Here is an 18217-nt window from a genome sequence, read left to right as displayed (position 1 = left end):
CGCCCTAACGCCCCCATGACCGCCGCCCGCAACCAGGCCCTGGCCACGCAGGCACGGCGCGTCTACCTCGAAGCGCTGGTGCGGGGCATGACCCCCCTGGTGGCCGCCATCGGCCAGGGTGCCGCGCAGCAGCTCTCGCAGGGCGCGGCGCACACGGTCATGGTGGCGCGCCGCGACGCGGTGCAGGCCTGGCAGAAGCTCGGCCCGAACTGGCAGATGGCCGTCGTCGGCGCGCTGCGTCACGCGGCCGTGCACGGCGTCTCCGACAACGCCCGCGAGCAAGACGCTCTGGTGCAGGCCCAGTCGCAGAAGATGAGCCTGGTCGACGACTCCACCATCGAGCGCGAGATCACCAGCTCCCGCCTGGCCCTGGTCATGATGGACCGCGCCACCTGGGAGTTCACTGACCTGCGCACACGCATGCAGTCGCTCGAATCCCACGACGACCTGGAGCCGCTGGACCTGCTGCGCGCCCACGTCATCGCCCGCATCGCGCTGGACGCCTGGACCCGCGTCGGCCTGGGCGTCACCGTCTGGCAGCTGCTGCACCACGAGCTGCATGAGGAGTTCGCCCAGCTCATCAGCGAGGCCTATCACGAGACCAACCGCTGGCTGATCGCGCAGAAGGTGCTGCCGGAGGTCGACCTGCGCCCCTTCATCCGCCGCACGGCCCAGGCTGCGGCCGCTGCGACCGCCGCCGCCGGCGGGCCGCCCGTGCCCACAACGACTCCCGCGCCCGTCGCACCCGCCTCCGGCCTCGCGCCGCTGACCGTGCCTTCGGGCAGCGGCGACCTGCCGCGCAGCCGCGCCAGCTCCCAGGCCGACGAGGTGATGGCCCAGCTGCAGCGCGTGCTGGCCCGCCATGTGCCGGGCTTCCCTGTCGCCAAGAGCCAGGTCAGCCAAGTGCCGGCCCGCCCCGGTGGCGGCAAGCCCAGTCTGGCCGGCTTTGGCAGCGGTGAGCCGGTGGCCCCTGCCGGCGAGACGGGCGCTGCCAGGCCGTCGCTGGCCGATGCCGCGCCTGTCGGCAGCTCAGCCAGCCCCGGCAGCATCGCATCGCCACGCCTCATGGGCGCCATCAAACATGCGCAGGAATCCCTGCAGCGCCGCCCCGCCGTGTCGGCCGCCGGCGAGAGTGGCGGCCAGAGCGCGCCGCGCGCGCTTGAGGAAATCGGCGCCCGCAACCAGGCCTTCAAGCAGGTCCTGAAGCAGGCCGCCAACTCGCCGGCCGAACGCGCCACCATCGAGATCGTCGCGATGATGTTCCAGAGCATCCTGACCGAGGAGCGCATCCCGGCCACGGTGCGGGTTTGGTTCGCCCGGCTGCAGATGCCGGTGCTGCGCGTGGCCGTCAGCGAGCCCGACTTCTTCGCCGCCGCTGACCACCCGGCGCGCCGTCTCATCGACCGCATGGGCGCTTGCGTGATGGGGTTCAACGCCCAGACCAGCTCGGCGCTGAGCGCCAACGAGACGCTGGAGCGCGAGATCAAGCGCGTCGTGCAGGTCGTCGAGGCCTATCCGGACACCGGCCGGCGCGTTTTCGCCACCGTGCTGACCGAGTTTGAGAAATTCCTCGACCACTATTTCGAGAAGGAAAACCAGGCCTCCAAGCGTGGTGTGTCGCTGGCCCAGCAGGTCGAGCAGCGCGAGACGCTGGCCATCCAGTACACCATCGAGCTGCGGAAGATGCTGTCCGAGGTGCCCGTGCAGGACGGCGTGCGCGACTTCCTCTTCCACGTCTGGGCCGATGTGCTGGCCGTCACCGCCGTGCGTTCGGGCGCCCAGTCTGATGTCACCAAGTCCATGAAGCGCGCTGCGGCCGACCTGATCTGGTCCGCCAGCGCCAAGTCATCTCGCGAGGACCGCGCCGATGTCATCCGCCGCCTGCCGCCGCTGCTCAAGACGCTGCGCGACGGCATGAGCCACGCCGGTCTGGCGCTGGACAAGCAGGACGATCATGTGCGCCAGCTCAACAACGCGCTGGCCGCCGCCTTCACAGCCAAGACGGCCGCCATCCCGCGCGAGCGCCTGGACGAGCTGATGGATCAGCTGGAAACGCTGGAGGCCATGCTGCCCGAGGACATCGAGGGCGGCGACAGCCACGTCGACGAGATGCTGGTGCGCGACCTGTCCGGCCACGAGTCCGACGGCATGGAAGTGGTGGCAGAAGGCGGCTCCGCGCCCACGCCGGCGATGGTCGCCTGGGCCCGCGAGCTTCAGGTGGGCGGCTGGTTCATGCTGGACTACCGTGGCCGCAATGAGCAGGTGCAGCTGGCCTGGCGTGGCCTGCGCAAGCAGCTGGCGCTGTTCGTCACGCCGAAGGGCCGTGGCGTGCTGTTCTCGCTGAACCGCATGGCCGCCTTCCTGCAGGCGGGTCTGCTGCTGCCGGCACAGGACGAGGCGCTGACCGTGCAGGCCACGCGCAAGGCGCTGGCCAAGCTGGATGCGGATCCGGATCAATTACTCAAGTAATTGCAGGTCCGGAATTGAAAACGGCGCCGAAGGCGCCGTTTGTTCTAGTGGATCAGCCGGTCTTCCGGCGCGACGAAGAGCTCGTCCAGGATCAGCGCATCGGGCTCCTCACCCAGGCTCCAGAACACCATCAACACGATGATCTTCAGGTCTTCCAGGTCCATGGGCGTGCCGGGGATGGCCATCGCGCGGTCGACAACCATTTCGCGCATCGGCCCCGGCAGCACGCCGGCAGATTCCAGGAAGCTGACGAAACCGATCGAGGCTTCACCGAGGTGCTCGACCTCGGTGGGCGAGTAGACGCGCATGGCGTTCTCGCTCTGCTCGCCCTGGTAGGACTCGCCGGCCGCAGCCAGCCCGTCCAGCCAGGAGAGGGCCTCCTGGATTTCGTCGTTCTCGAAGCCCACCGCCGTCAGCTTGCGCGTCAGCTGCGCATGGTCGGGGCAGGCGTCCGGGCGCCAATAGGTCTCGTAGAGATAAACCAGGACATCGAACATCGTGAGGGGATGATAGCCCAGCGTTTCGGCCGGGCCGGCTCCGAATAACCCCCGGGATCGGGCTCTGATGGGCGCAGCCAGGCGGGCCACGCCCTCTGCCGCCCACGCGCCTAGCCTTGCCGTCTGCGCTGGAACAGCTGGCCTGCCAGACGCGCCACATGGCCGTCCAGTTCCAGCTCCAGCAGCAGCCCGCTCAACTCGGCCGCCGGCCAGCCGCTTCGGGCCATCAGCGCATCCAGGCTGACGGGATCGAACCCCATCGCATCCAGCAGCGCCTGCTGCTCGTGGGGTGTCTCGATTGCCTCGGGCGCCGCCGCAGCCGGTATGCCGAGCGGTGGCAATTCCTCCAGCACATCCTCGGCCGACTCGACCAGCTTGGCGCCCTGGCGGATCAGCGCATGGCAGCCGCGCGCCTGCGGCGAGTGGATGGAGCCCGGAATGGCAAAGACCTCGCGGCCGGCCTCGGCGGCCAGCCGGGCCGTGATGAGCGAACCAGACTGCACCGCCGCCTCGACGACGAGGCAGCCCCGGCTCAAGCCCGCAATGATGCGGTTGCGCTTGGGAAAGTTGGCCTGCATGACCGGCATGCCCAGCGAGTACTCGCTGACGATGAGGCCACCGGCAGCCAGCAGGCGGGCGGCCAGGCCGGCGTTGCGGCGCGGGTAGACCTGGTCCAGCCCCGTGCCGACCACGGCGATGGTGGCGCCGCCGGCGTCCAGCGCGCCTTCGTGGGCGGCGGCGTCCACGCCCAGGGCCAGGCCGGAGACGATGGTGTAGCCGGCCTGGGCCAGCGCGCGGGCGAAGGCGCGGGCGTTGTCGCCGCCCTGGGCGGTCGGGTTGCGGCTGCCGACGATGGCCAGCGACGGCGTCGCCAGCAGTTCGCGGCGACCCTGCAGCCACAGCAGCAGCGGCGGGTCGGCGGTGGCGAGCAGTTGGGCCGGGTAGTCGGCATCGCCCAGCACGAGCAGGTCATGGCCGGGTTCGGCCAGCCAGGCCTGCGCGTTGGTGATCAGTTCGTCGAGATGCTCGGGCGGCTTGTTGAAGGCATCGCGCCGTTTGCCGGCCAAGGCCTGGTCCAGCGCCACGGCGGGCAACTCGAAGACGGCTTGAGGGCTGCCCGCCATCGCCAGCAGCCGCCGCGCGGCGCCGGGGCCGACGCTTTCGGTCAGCCGCAGCCAGGCGGCAAGCTCGGCCGGCGTCAGCATCAGGGCTGGGTGAAGTGATCGCCCGTTTTTACTGGTTCTTTGACCGAGATGATCAGCGCATAGGACACGCGCTCATAGACCTCGAAGACGAACAGCACGCCGTGGCGCTCGTCGGGCAGCTTGATGGCCTGGGGGCGGTCCTGGGTCTTGTCGGTGACGGCTTCGCCGGCACGCCAAAGCGCGAAGACATGGCCGCGCTCGACGCCGTCGCGCTTGCCGCGGTTCAAGGCCACGATCTGGTTCTGGCCGGCGTTCAGCGCGTCGCCGTAGAGGGATGCGATCTGGCCCCTGAGCGCGCGGTCGGGCGCATGCGGCACGTAGCGGTCGAGATTGCGCTGCGGGGCGGGCGCCAGGCGGTCGCCGATGCCGACTTCCTGCTTGACTTCCCGGATCTGCAGCGTCGCCGGCACGATCTCGGTCTTGCCATCGGCGACGCGGCGGTCCTCGCCGGGGCGGATCAGGTCGGCCGTGCCGATATAAGGCGCTTCGTAACCAAGAATTTCCTTGGTCGCCGGGTCAACCAGCGGGCGCGAGTTGCGGAAGACGCGGAAGTCCGTTGCGCCGGCAAAGTCGCCGCGGGCGTAGGCGAGGTCGCCCTTGCCGAGCAGCACATGCCCCTCCTGGGCGGCCACGACGCGCGGCGCGGTGGCGAGCACGTCGGTGTCGAAGACGACGGTATCGGTCAGGAAGGCCTGGATGAGGTGCAGCGGGATGGTCGGGATGGCGTTGCTGTCCAGCGCCGAGATGCGCATCTGCGGGCGCAGCTTGAGCGTGTCTCCGGCATCGCCGCCCACGCGCTGGCCGAATTGCAGCCGCGCGCGGCCGTCAACCTTGACGAGATGCAGGATCTGGCCCGGGTAGATCAGATGCGGGTTGCGAATCTGGTCGCGGTTCATGCCCCACAGCTCGGGCCAGCGCCAGGGGCTCTTCAGGAAGAGCCCGGAGATGTCCCACAGCGTGTCGCCGGGCACCACGGTGTGGCTGTCGGGCGCATTGGGCGCCAGCTCGGACAGGGGCACGCCGTTGACGGCGACCTGCTCGGCCACGCGGCGCTGTTCTTGGGTGACGGGCAGCGTGCTGGCCTGGGCCCATGCCGAGGTCGTCGCAAGGGTCAGACAGGCCGCAAGGACGGAAATTTGGGCGGGGCGGGCAGCGAGCATCAGGCGCGGTCTCCGAAGGGATTGCCGGATCGGCGAAAATCTGGGCGATTCTGCCCGCATTCCCAGGGGGCAACCAACAACCGCTAGCGCTCGTTTGCGAGTGCTTACAAGGCGCTATGGCACAACTCGACATCCTCCGCTACCCCGACCCGCGTCTGCACACCGTCGCCAAACCCGTGGCCGCCGTGGACGAACGCATCCGCCAGCTCGTCGACGACATGCTGGAAACCATGTACGGCGCCGACGGCGTCGGCCTGGCGGCGACGCAGGTGGACGTGCATGAGCGCGTCATCGTCATCGACACCTCGCAGGACCGCGACGCACCGCGCGTGCTGATCAATCCCGAGCTCGTGAAGACCAGCGAACGCATGGTGGAGGGCGAGGAGGGCTGTCTGTCGGTGCCGCAGATCTACGACAAGGTGCCGCGTCATGCCGAGGTCACCGTGCGTGCGACCGGCCGCGATGGCGAGGTCTACGAGTTTGACGCCGAGGGTCTGCTGGCCGTCTGCGTGCAGCACGAGATGGACCACCTGCWGGGCAAGGTCTTCGTCGARTACCTGAGCCCGCTCAAGCGCGACCGCATCAAGACCAAGATGATCAAGAAGACGCGCGAAGACGAGGCCGAGGCGAAGAAGCGCAACCAGCGGTTCTGATGCGCGTCGTCTTTGCTGGAACGCCCGAGTTCGCCGCCGTCGCGCTGGACGCGCTGCTGTCCGCCGGCTTCACCGTGCCGCTGGTGCTGACCCAGCCCGACCGCCCGGCCGGGCGCGGCATGAAGCTGCAAGCCTCCGCCGTGAAGCAGCGCGCCGCCGCTGCCGGCTTGCCCGTAGCCCAGCCGCAGGGCTTGAAGCTGGACGGCAAGTACGCGCTTGACGCCGCAGCGGCGCGCGAAGCGCTGCTGGCGGCGGATGCCGACGTGATGGTCGTCGCCGCCTATGGCTTGATCCTGCCGCAATGGGTGCTGGACCTGCCGCGCCGTGGCTGCCTGAACATCCACGCCTCGCTGCTGCCCCGCTGGCGCGGCGCGGCGCCCATCCACCGCGCCATCGAGGCGGGCGACGCCGAGACCGGCATCACCATCATGCAGATGGATGCGGGCCTGGACACCGGCGACATGCTGCTCATCGGCCGCGAGGCTGTTCGGCCCGGCGACACGACCGCCACGCTGCATGACCGGCTGGCCGAGCTGGGTGGCCGCTTGATCGTCGAGGCGTTGCAGGCCGGCAGCCTGGTGCGCACGCCGCAGCCGGCGGAAGGCATCACCTACGCACACAAGATCGACAAGGCCGAGAGCGTTATCGACTGGCGCCAGCCGGCCGCCGAGATCGAACGCCGCCTGCGCGCTTTCGACCCCTTTCCCGGTGGCGTTGCGACGCTGGCCGGCGAGGCGGTCAAGGTCTGGCGCGTCGAGGTCGTCGATGGCAGCGGCATGCCGGGCGAGGTCATCGCCGCCGGCCCGGTTGTCGCCTGCGGCCAGGGCGCATTGAAGCTGATCGAACTGCAGCGTGCCGGCGGCAAGCGCGGCCCGGCGGCGGCCTTCCTGCAGGCGCGGCCCATCGGCGTCGGCGAGCGCTTCGACGCTTGAAAGGCGGCCGACATGGCACCATCTGCCACGTCGTTCCCACTTGCTAAAGCGACCTGACATGTTCAACCTCGTGAAGACTGCCGTGCTGATGGCCGCCATCACGGCGCTGTTCATGGCCGTCGGCGCCATGATTGGCGGCCAGACCGGCATGCTGGTGGCGCTGCTGGTGGCCGTCGGCCTGAACTTCTACAGCTACTGGTTCTCCGACAAGCTGGTGCTGAAGATGTACAACGCCCGCGAGGTCGACGCGACTTCGGCGCCGCAGTTCTACGCCATGGTGCGCGACCTCAGCGCACGAGCCAGTCTGCCCATGCCCAAGGTCTACCTGATCGACGAGGCCGCGCCCAACGCCTTCGCCACCGGCCGCAACCCCGAGAACGCCGCCGTCGCCGCGACGACCGGCATCCTGCGCGTGCTGTCCGAGCGCGAGCTGCGCGGCGTGATGGCGCATGAGCTGGCGCACGTGGCGCACCGGGACATCCTCATCAGCACCGTCAGCGCGACGATGGCCGGCGCGATCGGCATGCTGGCCCAAGTCGCGATGATCTTTGGCGGCCGCGATGAGAATGGCCGCCCGACCAATCCCATCGCGGGCATCGCCGTTGCCATCCTGGCGCCGATTGCCGCCGGCCTGATCCAGATGGCCATCAGCCGCGCCCGCGAGTTCGAAGCCGACCGCGGCGGCGCGGAGATCTCCGGCGACCCGCAGGCGCTGGCCTCGGCGCTGGACAAGATCCACCGCTATGCCCAGGGCACGCCGCTGCCCACCACCGAGGCCCACCCGGAAACCGCGCAGATGATGATCATGAACCCGCTGTCCGGCGGCGGCCTGCGCGGCCTGTTCTCCACGCACCCGGCGACGGAGGAGCGCGTTGCGCGCCTGCTCGCGATGGTCAAGCGCTGATTCAAGTTGCCGCCGCCGCAGCCGATATCTGAGCCAATGAAGCGCATTCTTCTTGCCCTGCCCCTGCTCGCAGCCCTGTCCGCCTGCGAGCAGCTGGGCATTGACGACCCGGTCAAGACGGCCGCGAACAAGGAGGCCGAGGGCAAGGCCATCGGCAGTGCCTGCCGGCACGCCGTGCGCGCCATCGAGGATTGCTATGTGCTCAACCCCAAGGCGCAGAAGGCCGCCATTTACACCGGCTGGCGCGAGATGGACGAGTACATGCGCGAGAACAAGCTGGAGGGCGTCACGCCCGTCGTGCCGCGCCCCGGTGCGGTGAAGCCGGCGGCGGTCGAGGAAGAGGTTGAGAAGCCGGCCGCGAAGGCTGCTGAAAAGCCCATCGAGAAGCCCGCCGACAAGGCAAAAGCGCACTGACCAGCGCAGCCAGGCGCATTTCGCGCCTTCGATCCTGCGGGCTGTCGCGCGGCCATCGGCGGGCGCCGGGCGGCTCGGCAACATGCCGTCCATCGCAATCTTGATGGAGCCCGACATGAACCCCACCCGCCGTCTTTTCGCCCTCGGTCTCGTCGCCGCCAGCCTGTGCGGCACCGCCCAGGCCTGGAGCTGGAACAAGGGCGAACGCATCTCCGGCAACGGCGACATCGCCACGGAAGCCCGCGACACCGGCGCCTTCGACAGCGTGTCGCTGACCGGCGGCTTCAACGTCGTCATCCGCCAAGGGGCAGGCAACAAGGTCGAGGTCAAGGCTGACCGCAACCTGCTGCCCTACATCGAGACCCGCGTCGTCGACGGCAGCCGGGGCCGCACGCTGCAGATCGGGCCCAAGAAGAACACCAACCTGTCCACGTCGACCAACCCCAGCTTCGTCATCGAGATGCCGGCGCTGCGCGGCGTGTCGGTGGCGGGCTCGGGCAAGGTCAATGTCGAGGCCATGAAGACGGGCGGCGTCGATGCCGACATCGCCGGCTCGGGCGACATCCGCTTCGTCAACCTGGACGCCGAGCGCCTGGCGATGAAGGTCGCCGGCAGCGGCGACATCGTCGCGGCCGGCCGCGCGGGCAATGCCAGCGTTTCCATCGCCGGCAGCGGCGACGTGAAGGCCGCCGACCTGGCCGCCGAGGAGGTCAAGGTCAGCATCGCCGGCAGCGGCGACGCGCAGGTCAACGCGAGCAAGAAGCTCCATGTCTCCATCGCCGGCTCGGGCGACGTGAAGTACGCCGGCTCGCCGGAGATCACTTCGTCGATTGCCGGCAGCGGCAAAGTCCGGCGCATCGAGAAGTGATTCGCCTCCCGCCGACAATGGCGGGATGCAGTTGATAGACAAACTGCGCGCGCTGACGGCCGACGCCGATTTCCGCAGCGGCGCGCGTGACATGGCCTCGCCTTCGCTGGGCCTGGCCGCCTGGGGCCTGGTGACCGGCGTGACGATGGTCAAGAGCGGCCTCAGCATCCCGCTGGCTTGTGGCATGTCGCTGCTGGTGTTTGCCGGCAGCGCGCAGCTGACGGCCCTGCCGCTGATCGCCTCCGGTGCGCCGCTGTGGGTGCTGTTGGCCACGGCCTTCTGCGTGAACCTGCGCTTCGTCATCTTCAGCGCGCAGTGGCGCAGCTACTGGGCGCACCTGCCGCGCTGGCGCCGCCTGCTGAGCGGCTACCTGTCGGCCGACCTGAACTTCGTCTACTTCGTGAAGCGCTACCCCGACCCGGTGCCGCAGCCCGGCCAGCAGCGCTACTTCTGGGGCGGCGTGGCCGTGAACTGGCCGACCTGGCAGGTCTGCTCCTTCACCGGCATCCTGCTGGCCGACCGCATCCCGACGCACTGGGGCATCGGCTTCGCCGGCGTGCTGGCGTTGCTGGGGCTGTCCTATGCCCTGCTGACAGAGCGCATGCTGTGGTGGGTGGCAGTGATGGCCGGCGCCGTGTCGATCGCGACCTACTCGCTGCCACTCAAGCTCAACATCCTGTGCGCCATCGTCGCGGCGGGCGCCGTCGGCTGGTGGCTGGACGCACGCAAGGCCCGCCATGAGTGAAGCCATCACCTGGGTGGCCCTCGTCGGCCTGGCCGCGATCAGCGTCGTCACGCGCAGCTTCTTCATGATCAGCAATCGGCCGCTGCCCATTCCCGACTGGCTGCGCGAGCTGCTGAAGGTCGCGCCGCTGGCCGCGCTCGTTGCGGTGGTGGCGCCCGAGATCTTCATGACGCAGGGCCACGTCATCACGACCTGGCAGGACGCCCGCTGGCCTGCCGCGCTGGCCGCCACGGCCTACTACTTCTGGCGCCCCGGTGTGCTCGGCACCATCCTCGTCGGCATGGCCGTCATGCTGCCCTTGAAGCTCGGCCTCGGCTGGTAACCGCGCTGGAACCCGGGGCGGAGAGAATGCCGGCAGTTTTTCTACTCACTGCCCGCACACCATGAACGTCATCCGCTTCTCCGACCTGATCGCCGCCGGCAAGGTGTCCGGCCAGCGCGTCTTCATCCGCGCCGACCTCAACGTGCCGCAGGACGACAGCGGCAAGATCACCGAGGACACCCGCATCCGCGCGTCCATCCCGGCCATCGAGGCGGCGCTGAAGGCCGGTGCCGCCGTCATGGTCACGTCACACCTGGGCCGCCCGACCGAGGGCGAGTTCAAGCCCGAGGATTCGCTGGCTCCGGTGGCCGCGCGCATGGGCGAGCTGATGGGCCGTGAGATCCCCGTCGTCGCCAACTGGGTGGACGGCGTGCAGGTCGCGCCGGGCCAGCTGGTCATGCTGGAGAACTGCCGCCTGAACAAGGGCGAGAAGAAGAACAACGAAGAGCTGGCCAGCAAGATGGCAGCCCTGTGCGACATCTTCGTCAACGACGCCTTCGGCACCGCCCACCGCGCCGAGGGCACAACCTATGGCATCGCCCAGTTCGCGCCCATCGCCTGCGCCGGCCCGCTGCTGGCGGCCGAGATCGACGCCATCACCAAGGCGCTGGCTAGCCCGAAGCGCCCGCTGGTGGCCATCGTCGCCGGCTCCAAGGTCTCGACCAAGCTGACCATCCTGAAGTCGCTGTCCGCCAATGTCGACGGCCTCATCGTCGGCGGCGGCATCGCCAACACCTTCATGCTGGCGGCCGGGCTGAAGATCGGCAAGTCGCTGGCCGAGCCCGACCTCGTCGACCAGGCCAAGGCCGTCATCGAGTCGATGAAGGCGCGCGGCGCGGCCGTGCCCATCCCCGTGGACGTGGTCTGCGCCAAGAGCTTCTCGGCCGACGCCGTGGCCACCGTCAAGGCGGCCGATGACGTCGCCGCCGACGACCTCATCCTCGACATCGGCCCCAAGACGTCGGCCATCCTGGCCGAACAGCTCAAGTCCGCCGGCACCATCGTCTGGAACGGCCCGGTCGGCGTGTTCGAGTTCGACGCCTTCTCGCACGGCACCGAAGCGATTGCTCGCGCCATCGCCGACAGCAGCGCTTTCAGCATTGCCGGTGGCGGCGACACGCTGGCGGCCATCGCCAAGTACGGCATCGAAAAGGATGTCGGCTACATCTCCACCGGCGGCGGCGCCTTCCTGGAAGTGCTGGAAGGCAAGACGCTGCCGGCGTTCGAGATCCTGAGCAAGCGCGCAGCCGATTAAGCGAGCCCACCTCGGAACGAAGCCCGGCCGATGGCCGGGTTTTTTGTTGCCCGGGTGATATCGCCTTCGGCATGGATCGCCAAAAAACCTGCATCGGCAGCGGGTGAAACCCGGCGTAACCTCATGGGTTCCCCTCCGCGAGACCCGCTGTCATGGAAAAGAACAACGCACCCTTGTCGCCCGCCGAAGCCGCGCTGCGCGATGCCGCTCTTGAGTACCACCGCAGCCCGACGCGCGGCAAGATTTCGGTCACGCCGACCAAGGCGCTCAGCAACCAGCGCGACCTGTCGCTGGCCTACTCGCCGGGGGTGGCCTACCCGTGCCTGGACATCGAGCGCGACCCGTCGCTGGCGGTCGAGTACACGTCGCGCGGCAACCTGGTCGGCGTCATCACCAACGGCACCGCCGTGCTGGGCCTGGGCGACATCGGCCCGCTGGCGGCCAAGCCTGTCATGGAAGGCAAGGGCTGCCTGTTCAAGAAGTTCGCCGGCATCGACGTCTTCGACATCGAGCTGGCCGAGCGCGACCCGGACAAGCTGATCGACATCATTGCCGCGATGGAGCCGACGCTGGGCGGCATCAACCTCGAGGACATCAAGGCGCCCGAGTGCTTCTACATCGAGCGCGAGCTGTCCAAGCGCATGAACATCCCGGTGTTCCATGATGACCAGCACGGCACGGCCATCATCTCGTCGGCCGCGCTGCTGAACGGGCTGGAGCTGGTGGGCAAGGACATTGGCAAGGTCAAGGTGGCCGTGTCCGGCGCGGGCGCCGCGGCCATCGCCTGCCTGGACGTCATGGTGGGCCTGGGCGTGAAGCGCGAGAACGTCTTTGTCTGCGACTCGCGCGGCGTCATCCAGAGCGAACGTGAGGACGCCAAGGCGGGCAAGCTGGACGAGTCCAAGCAGCGCTACTGCCAGCTGACGAAGGCGCGCACGCTGGCCGATGTGGTCGACGGCGCGGACGTCTTCCTCGGCTGCTCGGCGGCCGGCGTGCTGACGGCCGAGATGGTCAAGACCATGGGCACGCAGCCCATCATCCTGGCGCTGGCCAACCCCGAGCCGGAGATCCGCCCCGAGCTGGCCAAGGCCGTGCGGCCGGACTGCATCGTGGCCACCGGCCGCAGCGACTACCCCAACCAGGTCAACAACGTCCTGTGCTTCCCCTACATCTTCCGTGGCGCGCTGGACTGCGGCGCGAGCAAGATCACCGAAGGCATGAAGCTGGCCTGCGTGCGTGAGATCGCGGCGCTAGCGAAAGCGGAGACGTCGGATGAAGTGGCAGCCGCTTATGCCGGCCAGGAGTTGGCGTTCGGGCCGGAGTACCTGATCCCCAAGCCCTTCGACGCCCGCCTCATCCTGCGCATCGCGCCCGCCGTCGCGGCGGCAGCGGCAGCCGATGGTGTCGCCACGCGGCCCATCGCCGATCTCGTGCACTACCGCCAATCGCTGGAGCGCTTCGTCTACCAGACCGGCATGTTCATGCGCCCGGTGTTCTCCGCCGCCAAGGCCGCGCCCGCCCGCGTCATCTACGCCGAGGGCGAGGACGAGCGCGTGCTGCGCGCCGTGCAGGTGGCGCTGGACGAAGGCATCGCCAAGCCGACGCTGATCGGCCGCCCCGCCGTGCTCGAAGCGCGCATCCAGCGCGCCGGCCTGCGCCTGAAGCTGGGCGACGACGTGGCCGTCATCGACCCCGAGGAAGACCCGCGCTTCCGCCTCTACTGGGAGGCGTACCACGCGCGCATGAAGCGCAATGGCGTGACGCCCGAGATGGCCAAGTCGGCCGTCCGGCGCTCCAACACCGCCATCGGCGCGCTGGCCATCGAGCTGGGCGATGCAGACGCCATGATCTGCGGCATGGTCGGCCGCTTCGACCGCCACCTGGAGCAGGTGCGCGAGCTCGTCGGACTGCGCCCGGGTGCGCGCCAGTTCGCGGCGATGAACGCGCTGATGCTGGACAAGATGACGCTGTTCATCACCGACACCTTCGTCAATGACGACCCGAGCGCCGAAGAGCTGGCCGACATCGCCGCCATGGCCGCCGACGAGCTGCGCCGTTTCGGCCTGCCGCCCAAGCTTGCGTTTGTGAGCCACTCGATGTTCGGCTCCAGCACGCGCCCGTCGGCCGTGAAGATGCGCCGCGCCTACCAGCTGTTCTCGGCGGCCCACCCCGAGGTGGAGTGCGACGGCGAGATGCACGGTGACGCGGCGCTGTCCGAGAGCGTGCGCCAGGCCTTCCTGCCCGACAGCAAGCTCACCGGCGCAGCCAACCTGCTCGTGCTGCCGACGCTGGACGCCGCCAACATCCTCTTCAACGTGCTGAAGATCAGCGCCAGCCAGGGCGTGACCATCGGGCCCATCCTGCTGGGCGCTGCCGCGCCGGTGCACATCCTGACGCCGTCGGCCACGGTGCGCCGCATCGTCAACATGACGGCTCTGGCGGTGGCTGACGTGCTGGAGGCGAAGCAGAGCCGGGACTGAACTGGGCGAGAGCGACGCCGGCGAGGATCACGCCGGCGCCCAGCAGCTTGTGGGCGGTGAACTGCTCGCCGCCCCAGGCCCACGCAGTGAGGCCGGCGATCAGCGGCATCAGGTAGATCAGCGGCGCGGTGCGCGCCACGCCGCGTTTCTCATTGGCCCAGCCCCAGGCCAGCCAGCCGATGAAACCGCCGCCGGCGACCTGCCAGGCGGTGCCCGTCCAGACCCAGGCCGGTTGCGCCGACCAATCGAGCGCGGCGAGCGACGGGGCGCACCAGAGCAGCATGGGCAGCGTGCAGATCAGGCCGCCATAGCCCAGCACCGTCACGCCGCCATGGTGCTGGATCAGCGGCTTGCTGGCGACGGTGTAATAGCTGAACAACGCGGCGGCGGCCAGCAGAGTCAGGTCGCCCAGGCCGGCATGCCAGTCGGCGGCCAGCAGCTTGTCGGACGTGAAGACCAGCGCGCCGGTCGCTGCCATGACGACCCCGGCAACCTGGCCGCGCGAGAGTCGTTCGACGCCTGTGGCACGCAGGATCAGCAGCGTGAACACCGGCCCGCAGGCCAGCAGCACGCTGGCGCTGAAGGCCGTCGAGCCCTGCATGCCGTAGGCCGACAGCAGCAGGTGCAGGCCTTGGCCGATCAGCGTCAGCCGCACCAGCGGCCCCACCTCGCTGCGGTCCAGCCTGGGCCAGCGCAGACCGAAGCGCCAGCACAGCAGCGCCAGCGCGCAGAAGGGCACGAGCAGATAGCGCAGGCCCAGAAAGCCCACCGGTCCGACCTCGCCGAACAACGCCTTCTGCAGCGGGAAGTTCATGCCCCAGGTCAGCACGACGGCCAGCGCGGCGAGCAAAGGGGCGGTGTGGCTGTCCTGCATTTCGGCTAGCATATTCCCACATGAGAGAAGAATTCTCTGAATTGAGCGAAGAGGGCCGGTTCGAAGCGCAGCTCGCCGAGCGCCTGGCTTCACTGCGCCTGGCGGCGGGCTGGTCGCTGGACGAACTGGCCACGCGCAGCGGCGTCAGCCGCGCCACGCTCTCCCGGCTGGAGCGCGCCGAGACCAGCCCGACCGCCACGCTGCTGTCCCGCCTGGCCCGCGCCCACGGCCTGCCGCTGAGCCGCTTGCTGGCCGACGCCGAGGCCCTGCCGGTGCGCCTGCTGCGTGCGGCCGACCAACCGCGCTGGCACGACCAGCAAAGCGGCTTCGAGCGCCTGATGCGCTGCCCGCCGCTGGCCGGCTTCGCCACCGAGGTCATCGAGGCCCGCCTCGCGCCCGGCGCCGAGCTGGCCTACGACGAGCCCACCGTCGCGCGGCTGGAGCACCACCTCTGCCTGCTCGACGGCCAGCTGAGCCTGACGCTGCAGAGCCAGGTCTTCACGCTGGAGGCTGGCGACTCGATCAGCTTCCGCTGTCTGGGCCGAAGCGTCTTCGCCAACCCGGGCGCCGGTGCCGCGCGATATCTGCTGGCGATGACCGTGCCTTCTCTGTAACTGGTAGCAAACCACATGACTGCCGACCTGCCCACCCGCCTCGCCCCGCTGGACCCTGGCCACCGCGATGCGCAAGCGCTGATGGCCCAGTCCGAGGCCTTGATGAGCGCCCTCTACCCGAGCGAGAGCAACCATTTCGAGCCCGCCGACGGCCTGCGCCCGCCTAACGGCGCGTTCTGGGGGCTGTGGCTGGGCGAGGTGCTGGTGGGCTGTGGCGGCGTCAAGTTTCATGCGCCCGAGGGCGAGCCAGCCTACGGGGAGATCAAGCGCGTTTTCGTGCTCGACAGCGCGCGCGGCCGAGGCGGCGCCAAGCAGATCATGGCGCAGCTCGAAGCCGAGCTGATGGACCGCGGCGTGCACCTCGCACGGCTGGAGACGGGCATCCACCAGCCCGAGGCCCTGGGCCTGTACAAGCGCCTCGGCTACGTCGAATGCCCGCCCTTCGGTGGCTACGCGGTCGACCCGCTGAGTGTTTTCTTCGAGAAGGTCTTGCGACCCGCCGCGCACTGAAATGCGGCGAAACTTCTGGGGGCTTCAGCGGACCATAATTCCGCGCCCCCAAGAAAGTTGAGACAAGCCATGACCCGCGCTACCAAGATCGTCGCCACCCTCGGCCCTGCTTCCAACACGCCGGAGGTGCTGGAGCAGATGATCCGCGCCGGTGTCGACGTGGTGCGGCTGAACTTCTCTCACGGCAAGGCCCAGGACCACATTGATCGCGCAACCATGGTTCGCGCGGCGGCCGAGCGCGTCGGCAAGTCGGTGGCCATCATGGCCGACCTGCAAGGCCCCAAGATCCGCGTCGGCAAATTCGACGGCGGCAAGATCGAGCTGATCCCCGGCAACAAGTTCATCCTCGACGCCGACCGCACCGAGCTGGGCAACCAGGACATCGCCAGCCTCGACTACAAGGAACTGCCGCGCGACGTGAAGCCCGGCGACACGCTGCTGCTCAACGACGGCCTGCTGGTGCTGATCGTCGAGCACGTGCGCGGCGCGCAGGTGCACACCGTCGTCAAGCTCGGCGGTGAGCTGTCCAACAACAAGGGCATCAACAAGCAGGGCGGCGGCCTCACGGCCCCGGCGCTGACGGGCAAGGACATGGAGGACATCAAGACCGCGATGTCCTTCCAGTGCGAATACCTGGCCGTAAGCTTCCCCAAGAACGCCACCGACATGGAGATGGCGCGCCAGCTGGCCAACGTGGCCGGCGAGCCCTATCGCCACAAGCCGGCCATGATCGCCAAGATCGAGCGCTACGAGGCCATCCCCCACCTGGAAGCCATCCTGAAGGCCAGCGACGGCATCATGGTGGCGCGCGGCGATCTGGCCGTTGAGGTCGGCAACGCGGCCGTGCCGGCGCTGCAAAAGCGCATGATCAAGATGGCCCGAGCGCTGGACAAGGTGTCCATCACCGCCACGCAGATGATGGAGTCCATGATCGTCAACCCGGTGCCCACGCGCGCCGAGGTCAGCGACGTGGCCAACGCCGTGCTGGACGGCACCGACGCCGTCATGCTGTCCGCCGAAACGGCCGCCGGCAAGTTCCCCATCGAGACCGTCGAGCAGATGGCCAACATCTCGCTGGAGGCCGAGCGCGCTGAAGAAGTGACGCTGGACACCGACTTCGCCGGCCGCCAGTTCGGCCGCATCGACCAGTCCATCGCCATGGGCGCGCTGTTCACGGCGCACCACCTCGGCTGCAAGGCCATCCTGGCGCTGACCGAGTCCGGCTCCACGGCGCTGTGGATGAGCCGCCACCGCATCAATGTGCCCATCTTCGGCCTGACGACCCAGGTCATCAGCCAGCGCCGCATGGCGCTGTACCGCAACGTCACGCCGCTGCTGATGCCCCAGTTCCAGGACCGCGACCAGGCCCTGGCCGCCGCCGAGAAGATCCTCGTCGACCGCGGCGTGCTGCGCCCGGGCGACACCTATGCCATCACCTGCGGCGAGCCGATGGGCTACCCGGGCGGCACGAACATGCTGAAGGTCTGCAGGGTCGGCTGAGCGGCTGAACTGCCGATGGACATCAAGGTCCTGTTCCCGACCGTCGTCGCGGTCAGCCAGGCCGACGACGCCACTTTTGCCCAGATCGAGGCGGAGGTACTGGCCCACGAGGCCCAGATCAAGTCCCTGCTCGCTCCTGCCTGGGGCGACCACGTCTACTCGTCCTTCGGCGCCGAGCAGCACCTCTTCGTAGCAGCTGGCCTGCACCGGCTGCGCGAATTCGTCGAGGCCAGCATCCTGGCGTTCGTGGCCCGCACGCGCGAGTCGGCGGGCTGGGTGTTCGACGAGGCCTACTCGCAGAGCTGGATCAACGTGACGACGCGCTACGGCTACCAGGAGCGCCACAGCCACGAGCGCGAGGCCGTCGGCCTGCCGGTCAGCGGCGCCTTCTACTTCCGCACCAATGGCCGGGATGGCGATCTGTCCATCATGCCGGTGGACATGCACACCAAGCTATTCGAGCCCGAGGTCATCGCGCCGGCCGTCGGGCGGCTGGTGCTGTTCCGCTCCGAGGTCTTCCACCGCGTCGCGGCGAACCTGACCGACTCGGACCGCGTGTCCTTCAGCTTCAACTACCTGCTGCGCCAGCCGGACTGACGCCTACCGAGCACGTCTGGCACCGCTTCGGGCATGGCCGCGCACAGCCGCACCTGGCGTGCTCTCTGCCCGCGCGTTGCTGTTCGGTGTGGCTGACGCATTGACCGGGGATGAATCCCTGCGCTCCGGTAGTCGATCAACGCCCGTACAGGCGGCCTCGGTCTGCGTCCAGATCAGGTGGTGACCTGGAAAGGCGGCAGCCATGGCGTCGGAGATGT

18 protein-coding genes are annotated in these 18217 nt (G+C 68.9%); 14 read left to right on the top strand and 4 right to left on the bottom strand.

The genetic code is table 11. From position 1 onward, the window contains the following. Positions 1-15 precede the first annotated feature (15 nt). Positions 16-2469, top strand: a complete 2454-nt coding sequence (locus tag ACXRVZ_RS02175) for a DUF1631 family protein (RefSeq protein WP_457419114.1) — start codon at positions 16-18, stop codon at positions 2467-2469. Between the two features lie 44 nt (positions 2470-2513). On the opposite strand, the gene ACXRVZ_RS02170 is transcribed toward ACXRVZ_RS02175, so the two are convergent. The 3 genes from ACXRVZ_RS02170 to ACXRVZ_RS02160 all read right to left on the bottom strand — a co-directional run bounded on the left by ACXRVZ_RS02170 (position 2514) and on the right by ACXRVZ_RS02160 (position 5331). Further along, positions 2514-2966, bottom strand: a complete 453-nt coding sequence (locus ACXRVZ_RS02170; RefSeq protein WP_457419112.1) for a DUF494 family protein — start codon at positions 2964-2966, stop codon at positions 2514-2516. Positions 2967-3076: 110 nt separating this feature from the next. Continuing rightward, the gene (gene dprA, locus ACXRVZ_RS02165) at positions 3077-4168 is read right to left on the bottom strand and encodes a DNA-processing protein DprA (protein ID WP_457419229.1); all 1092 of its coding nucleotides are present in this window, start codon (positions 4166-4168) and stop codon (positions 3077-3079) included. A gap of 2 nt (positions 4169-4170) precedes the next feature. Further along, on the bottom strand, positions 4171-5331 hold the full coding sequence (locus tag ACXRVZ_RS02160; protein ID WP_457419110.1) for a LysM peptidoglycan-binding domain-containing protein: 1161 nt from the start codon (positions 5329-5331) through the stop codon (positions 4171-4173). Between the two features lie 116 nt (positions 5332-5447). Here ACXRVZ_RS02160 and def point away from each other — a divergent pair, with 116 nt between their 5' ends. The 9 genes from def to ACXRVZ_RS02115 all read left to right on the top strand — a co-directional run bounded on the left by def (position 5448) and on the right by ACXRVZ_RS02115 (position 13904). Beyond that, positions 5448-5984 (top strand): peptide deformylase, encoded by a 537-nt coding sequence (gene def / locus ACXRVZ_RS02155; protein WP_458232163.1) that lies wholly within the window; start codon positions 5448-5450, stop codon positions 5982-5984. After that, positions 5984-6916 (top strand): methionyl-tRNA formyltransferase, encoded by a 933-nt coding sequence (gene fmt / locus ACXRVZ_RS02150; RefSeq protein ID WP_457419106.1) that lies wholly within the window; start codon positions 5984-5986, stop codon positions 6914-6916. Before def ends, fmt begins: the two co-directional genes overlap by 1 nt. Positions 6917-6974: 58 nt before the next feature. Further along, the gene (gene htpX, locus ACXRVZ_RS02145) at positions 6975-7820 is read left to right on the top strand and encodes a zinc metalloprotease HtpX (protein WP_457419104.1); all 846 of its coding nucleotides are present in this window, start codon (positions 6975-6977) and stop codon (positions 7818-7820) included. Positions 7821-7856: 36 nt separating this feature from the next. Further along, positions 7857-8234: a hypothetical protein gene (locus tag ACXRVZ_RS02140; RefSeq protein WP_457419102.1), complete on the top strand. Its 378-nt coding sequence runs from the start codon at positions 7857-7859 to the stop codon at positions 8232-8234. Between the two features lie 115 nt (positions 8235-8349). Next, positions 8350-9102 (top strand): head GIN domain-containing protein, encoded by a 753-nt coding sequence (locus tag ACXRVZ_RS02135; RefSeq protein ID WP_457419100.1) that lies wholly within the window; start codon positions 8350-8352, stop codon positions 9100-9102. 25 nt (positions 9103-9127) lie between these two features. Continuing rightward, entirely contained in the window at positions 9128-9847 is a 720-nt protein-coding gene (locus tag ACXRVZ_RS02130) for an AzlC family ABC transporter permease (RefSeq protein WP_457419098.1), read from the top strand. Then, positions 9840-10169 carry an AzlD domain-containing protein gene (locus ACXRVZ_RS02125; RefSeq protein ID WP_457419096.1) on the top strand — a complete coding sequence of 110 codons (330 nt, stop codon included), beginning with the start codon at positions 9840-9842 and terminating at the stop codon, positions 10167-10169. The genes ACXRVZ_RS02130 and ACXRVZ_RS02125 overlap by 8 nt, the downstream gene beginning before the upstream one ends. 61 nt (positions 10170-10230) lie before the next feature. After that, complete coding sequence (locus ACXRVZ_RS02120; protein WP_457419094.1) at positions 10231-11424, top strand: phosphoglycerate kinase; 1194 nt, start codon at positions 10231-10233, stop codon at positions 11422-11424. Positions 11425-11576: 152 nt separating this feature from the next. Further along, positions 11577-13904: an NADP-dependent malic enzyme gene (locus ACXRVZ_RS02115; protein ID WP_457419092.1), complete on the top strand. Its 2328-nt coding sequence runs from the start codon at positions 11577-11579 to the stop codon at positions 13902-13904. Here the strand turns inward: ACXRVZ_RS02115 and ACXRVZ_RS02110 are convergent. Then, entirely contained in the window at positions 13846-14778 is a 933-nt protein-coding gene (locus tag ACXRVZ_RS02110) for a DMT family transporter (protein WP_457419090.1), read from the bottom strand. The two genes, ACXRVZ_RS02115 and ACXRVZ_RS02110, sit on opposite strands and share 59 nt — an antisense overlap. A gap of 20 nt (positions 14779-14798) precedes the next feature. On the opposite strand from ACXRVZ_RS02110, the gene ACXRVZ_RS02105 reads away from it, so the two are divergent. The 4 genes from ACXRVZ_RS02105 to ACXRVZ_RS02090 all read left to right on the top strand — a co-directional run bounded on the left by ACXRVZ_RS02105 (position 14799) and on the right by ACXRVZ_RS02090 (position 17999). After that, a complete protein-coding gene (locus ACXRVZ_RS02105; protein ID WP_457419088.1) occupies positions 14799-15392 on the top strand; it encodes a helix-turn-helix domain-containing protein in 594 nt (197 codons plus the stop codon). 15 nt (positions 15393-15407) lie between these two features. Next, a complete protein-coding gene (locus ACXRVZ_RS02100) occupies positions 15408-15902 on the top strand; it encodes a GNAT family N-acetyltransferase (protein WP_457419086.1) in 495 nt (164 codons plus the stop codon). Between the two features lie 69 nt (positions 15903-15971). Further along, positions 15972-17402, top strand: coding sequence for a pyruvate kinase (gene pyk / locus ACXRVZ_RS02095; RefSeq protein WP_457419084.1), 1431 nt, complete (start codon positions 15972-15974; stop codon positions 17400-17402). A gap of 15 nt (positions 17403-17417) precedes the next feature. Beyond that, the gene (locus tag ACXRVZ_RS02090; RefSeq protein WP_457419082.1) at positions 17418-17999 is read left to right on the top strand and encodes a putative 2OG-Fe(II) oxygenase; all 582 of its coding nucleotides are present in this window, start codon (positions 17418-17420) and stop codon (positions 17997-17999) included. Positions 18000-18217 lie beyond the last annotated feature (218 nt).

The organism is Roseateles sp. P5_E8, assembly GCF_054177665.1.
This window is presented reverse-complemented; position numbering and strand designations above follow the sequence as displayed.

Bases quoted from the DNA above. Each gene is read 5' to 3' on its own strand.
- ACXRVZ_RS02175 (WP_457419114.1), top strand. From the start codon at position 16: ATGACCGCCGCCCGCAACCAGGCCCTGGCCACGCAGGCACGGCGCGTC.
- ACXRVZ_RS02170 (WP_457419112.1), bottom strand. From the start codon at position 2,966: ATGTTCGATGTCCTGGTTTATCTCTACGAGACCTATTGGCGCCCGGAC.
- ACXRVZ_RS02160 (WP_457419110.1), bottom strand. From the start codon at position 5,331: ATGCTCGCTGCCCGCCCCGCCCAAATTTCCGTCCTTGCGGCCTGTCTG.
- fmt (WP_457419106.1), top strand. From the start codon at position 5,984: ATGCGCGTCGTCTTTGCTGGAACGCCCGAGTTCGCCGCCGTCGCGCTG.
- htpX (WP_457419104.1), top strand. From the start codon at position 6,975: ATGTTCAACCTCGTGAAGACTGCCGTGCTGATGGCCGCCATCACGGCG.
- ACXRVZ_RS02140 (WP_457419102.1), top strand. From the start codon at position 7,857: ATGAAGCGCATTCTTCTTGCCCTGCCCCTGCTCGCAGCCCTGTCCGCC.
- ACXRVZ_RS02135 (WP_457419100.1), top strand. From the start codon at position 8,350: ATGAACCCCACCCGCCGTCTTTTCGCCCTCGGTCTCGTCGCCGCCAGC.
- ACXRVZ_RS02130 (WP_457419098.1), top strand. From the start codon at position 9,128: ATGCAGTTGATAGACAAACTGCGCGCGCTGACGGCCGACGCCGATTTC.
- ACXRVZ_RS02125 (WP_457419096.1), top strand. From the start codon at position 9,840: ATGAGTGAAGCCATCACCTGGGTGGCCCTCGTCGGCCTGGCCGCGATC.
- ACXRVZ_RS02120 (WP_457419094.1), top strand. From the start codon at position 10,231: ATGAACGTCATCCGCTTCTCCGACCTGATCGCCGCCGGCAAGGTGTCC.
- ACXRVZ_RS02115 (WP_457419092.1), top strand. From the start codon at position 11,577: ATGGAAAAGAACAACGCACCCTTGTCGCCCGCCGAAGCCGCGCTGCGC.
- ACXRVZ_RS02110 (WP_457419090.1), bottom strand. From the start codon at position 14,778: ATGCAGGACAGCCACACCGCCCCTTTGCTCGCCGCGCTGGCCGTCGTG.
- ACXRVZ_RS02105 (WP_457419088.1), top strand. From the start codon at position 14,799: ATGAGAGAAGAATTCTCTGAATTGAGCGAAGAGGGCCGGTTCGAAGCG.
- ACXRVZ_RS02100 (WP_457419086.1), top strand. From the start codon at position 15,408: ATGACTGCCGACCTGCCCACCCGCCTCGCCCCGCTGGACCCTGGCCAC.
- pyk (WP_457419084.1), top strand. From the start codon at position 15,972: ATGACCCGCGCTACCAAGATCGTCGCCACCCTCGGCCCTGCTTCCAAC.
- ACXRVZ_RS02090 (WP_457419082.1), top strand. From the start codon at position 17,418: ATGGACATCAAGGTCCTGTTCCCGACCGTCGTCGCGGTCAGCCAGGCC.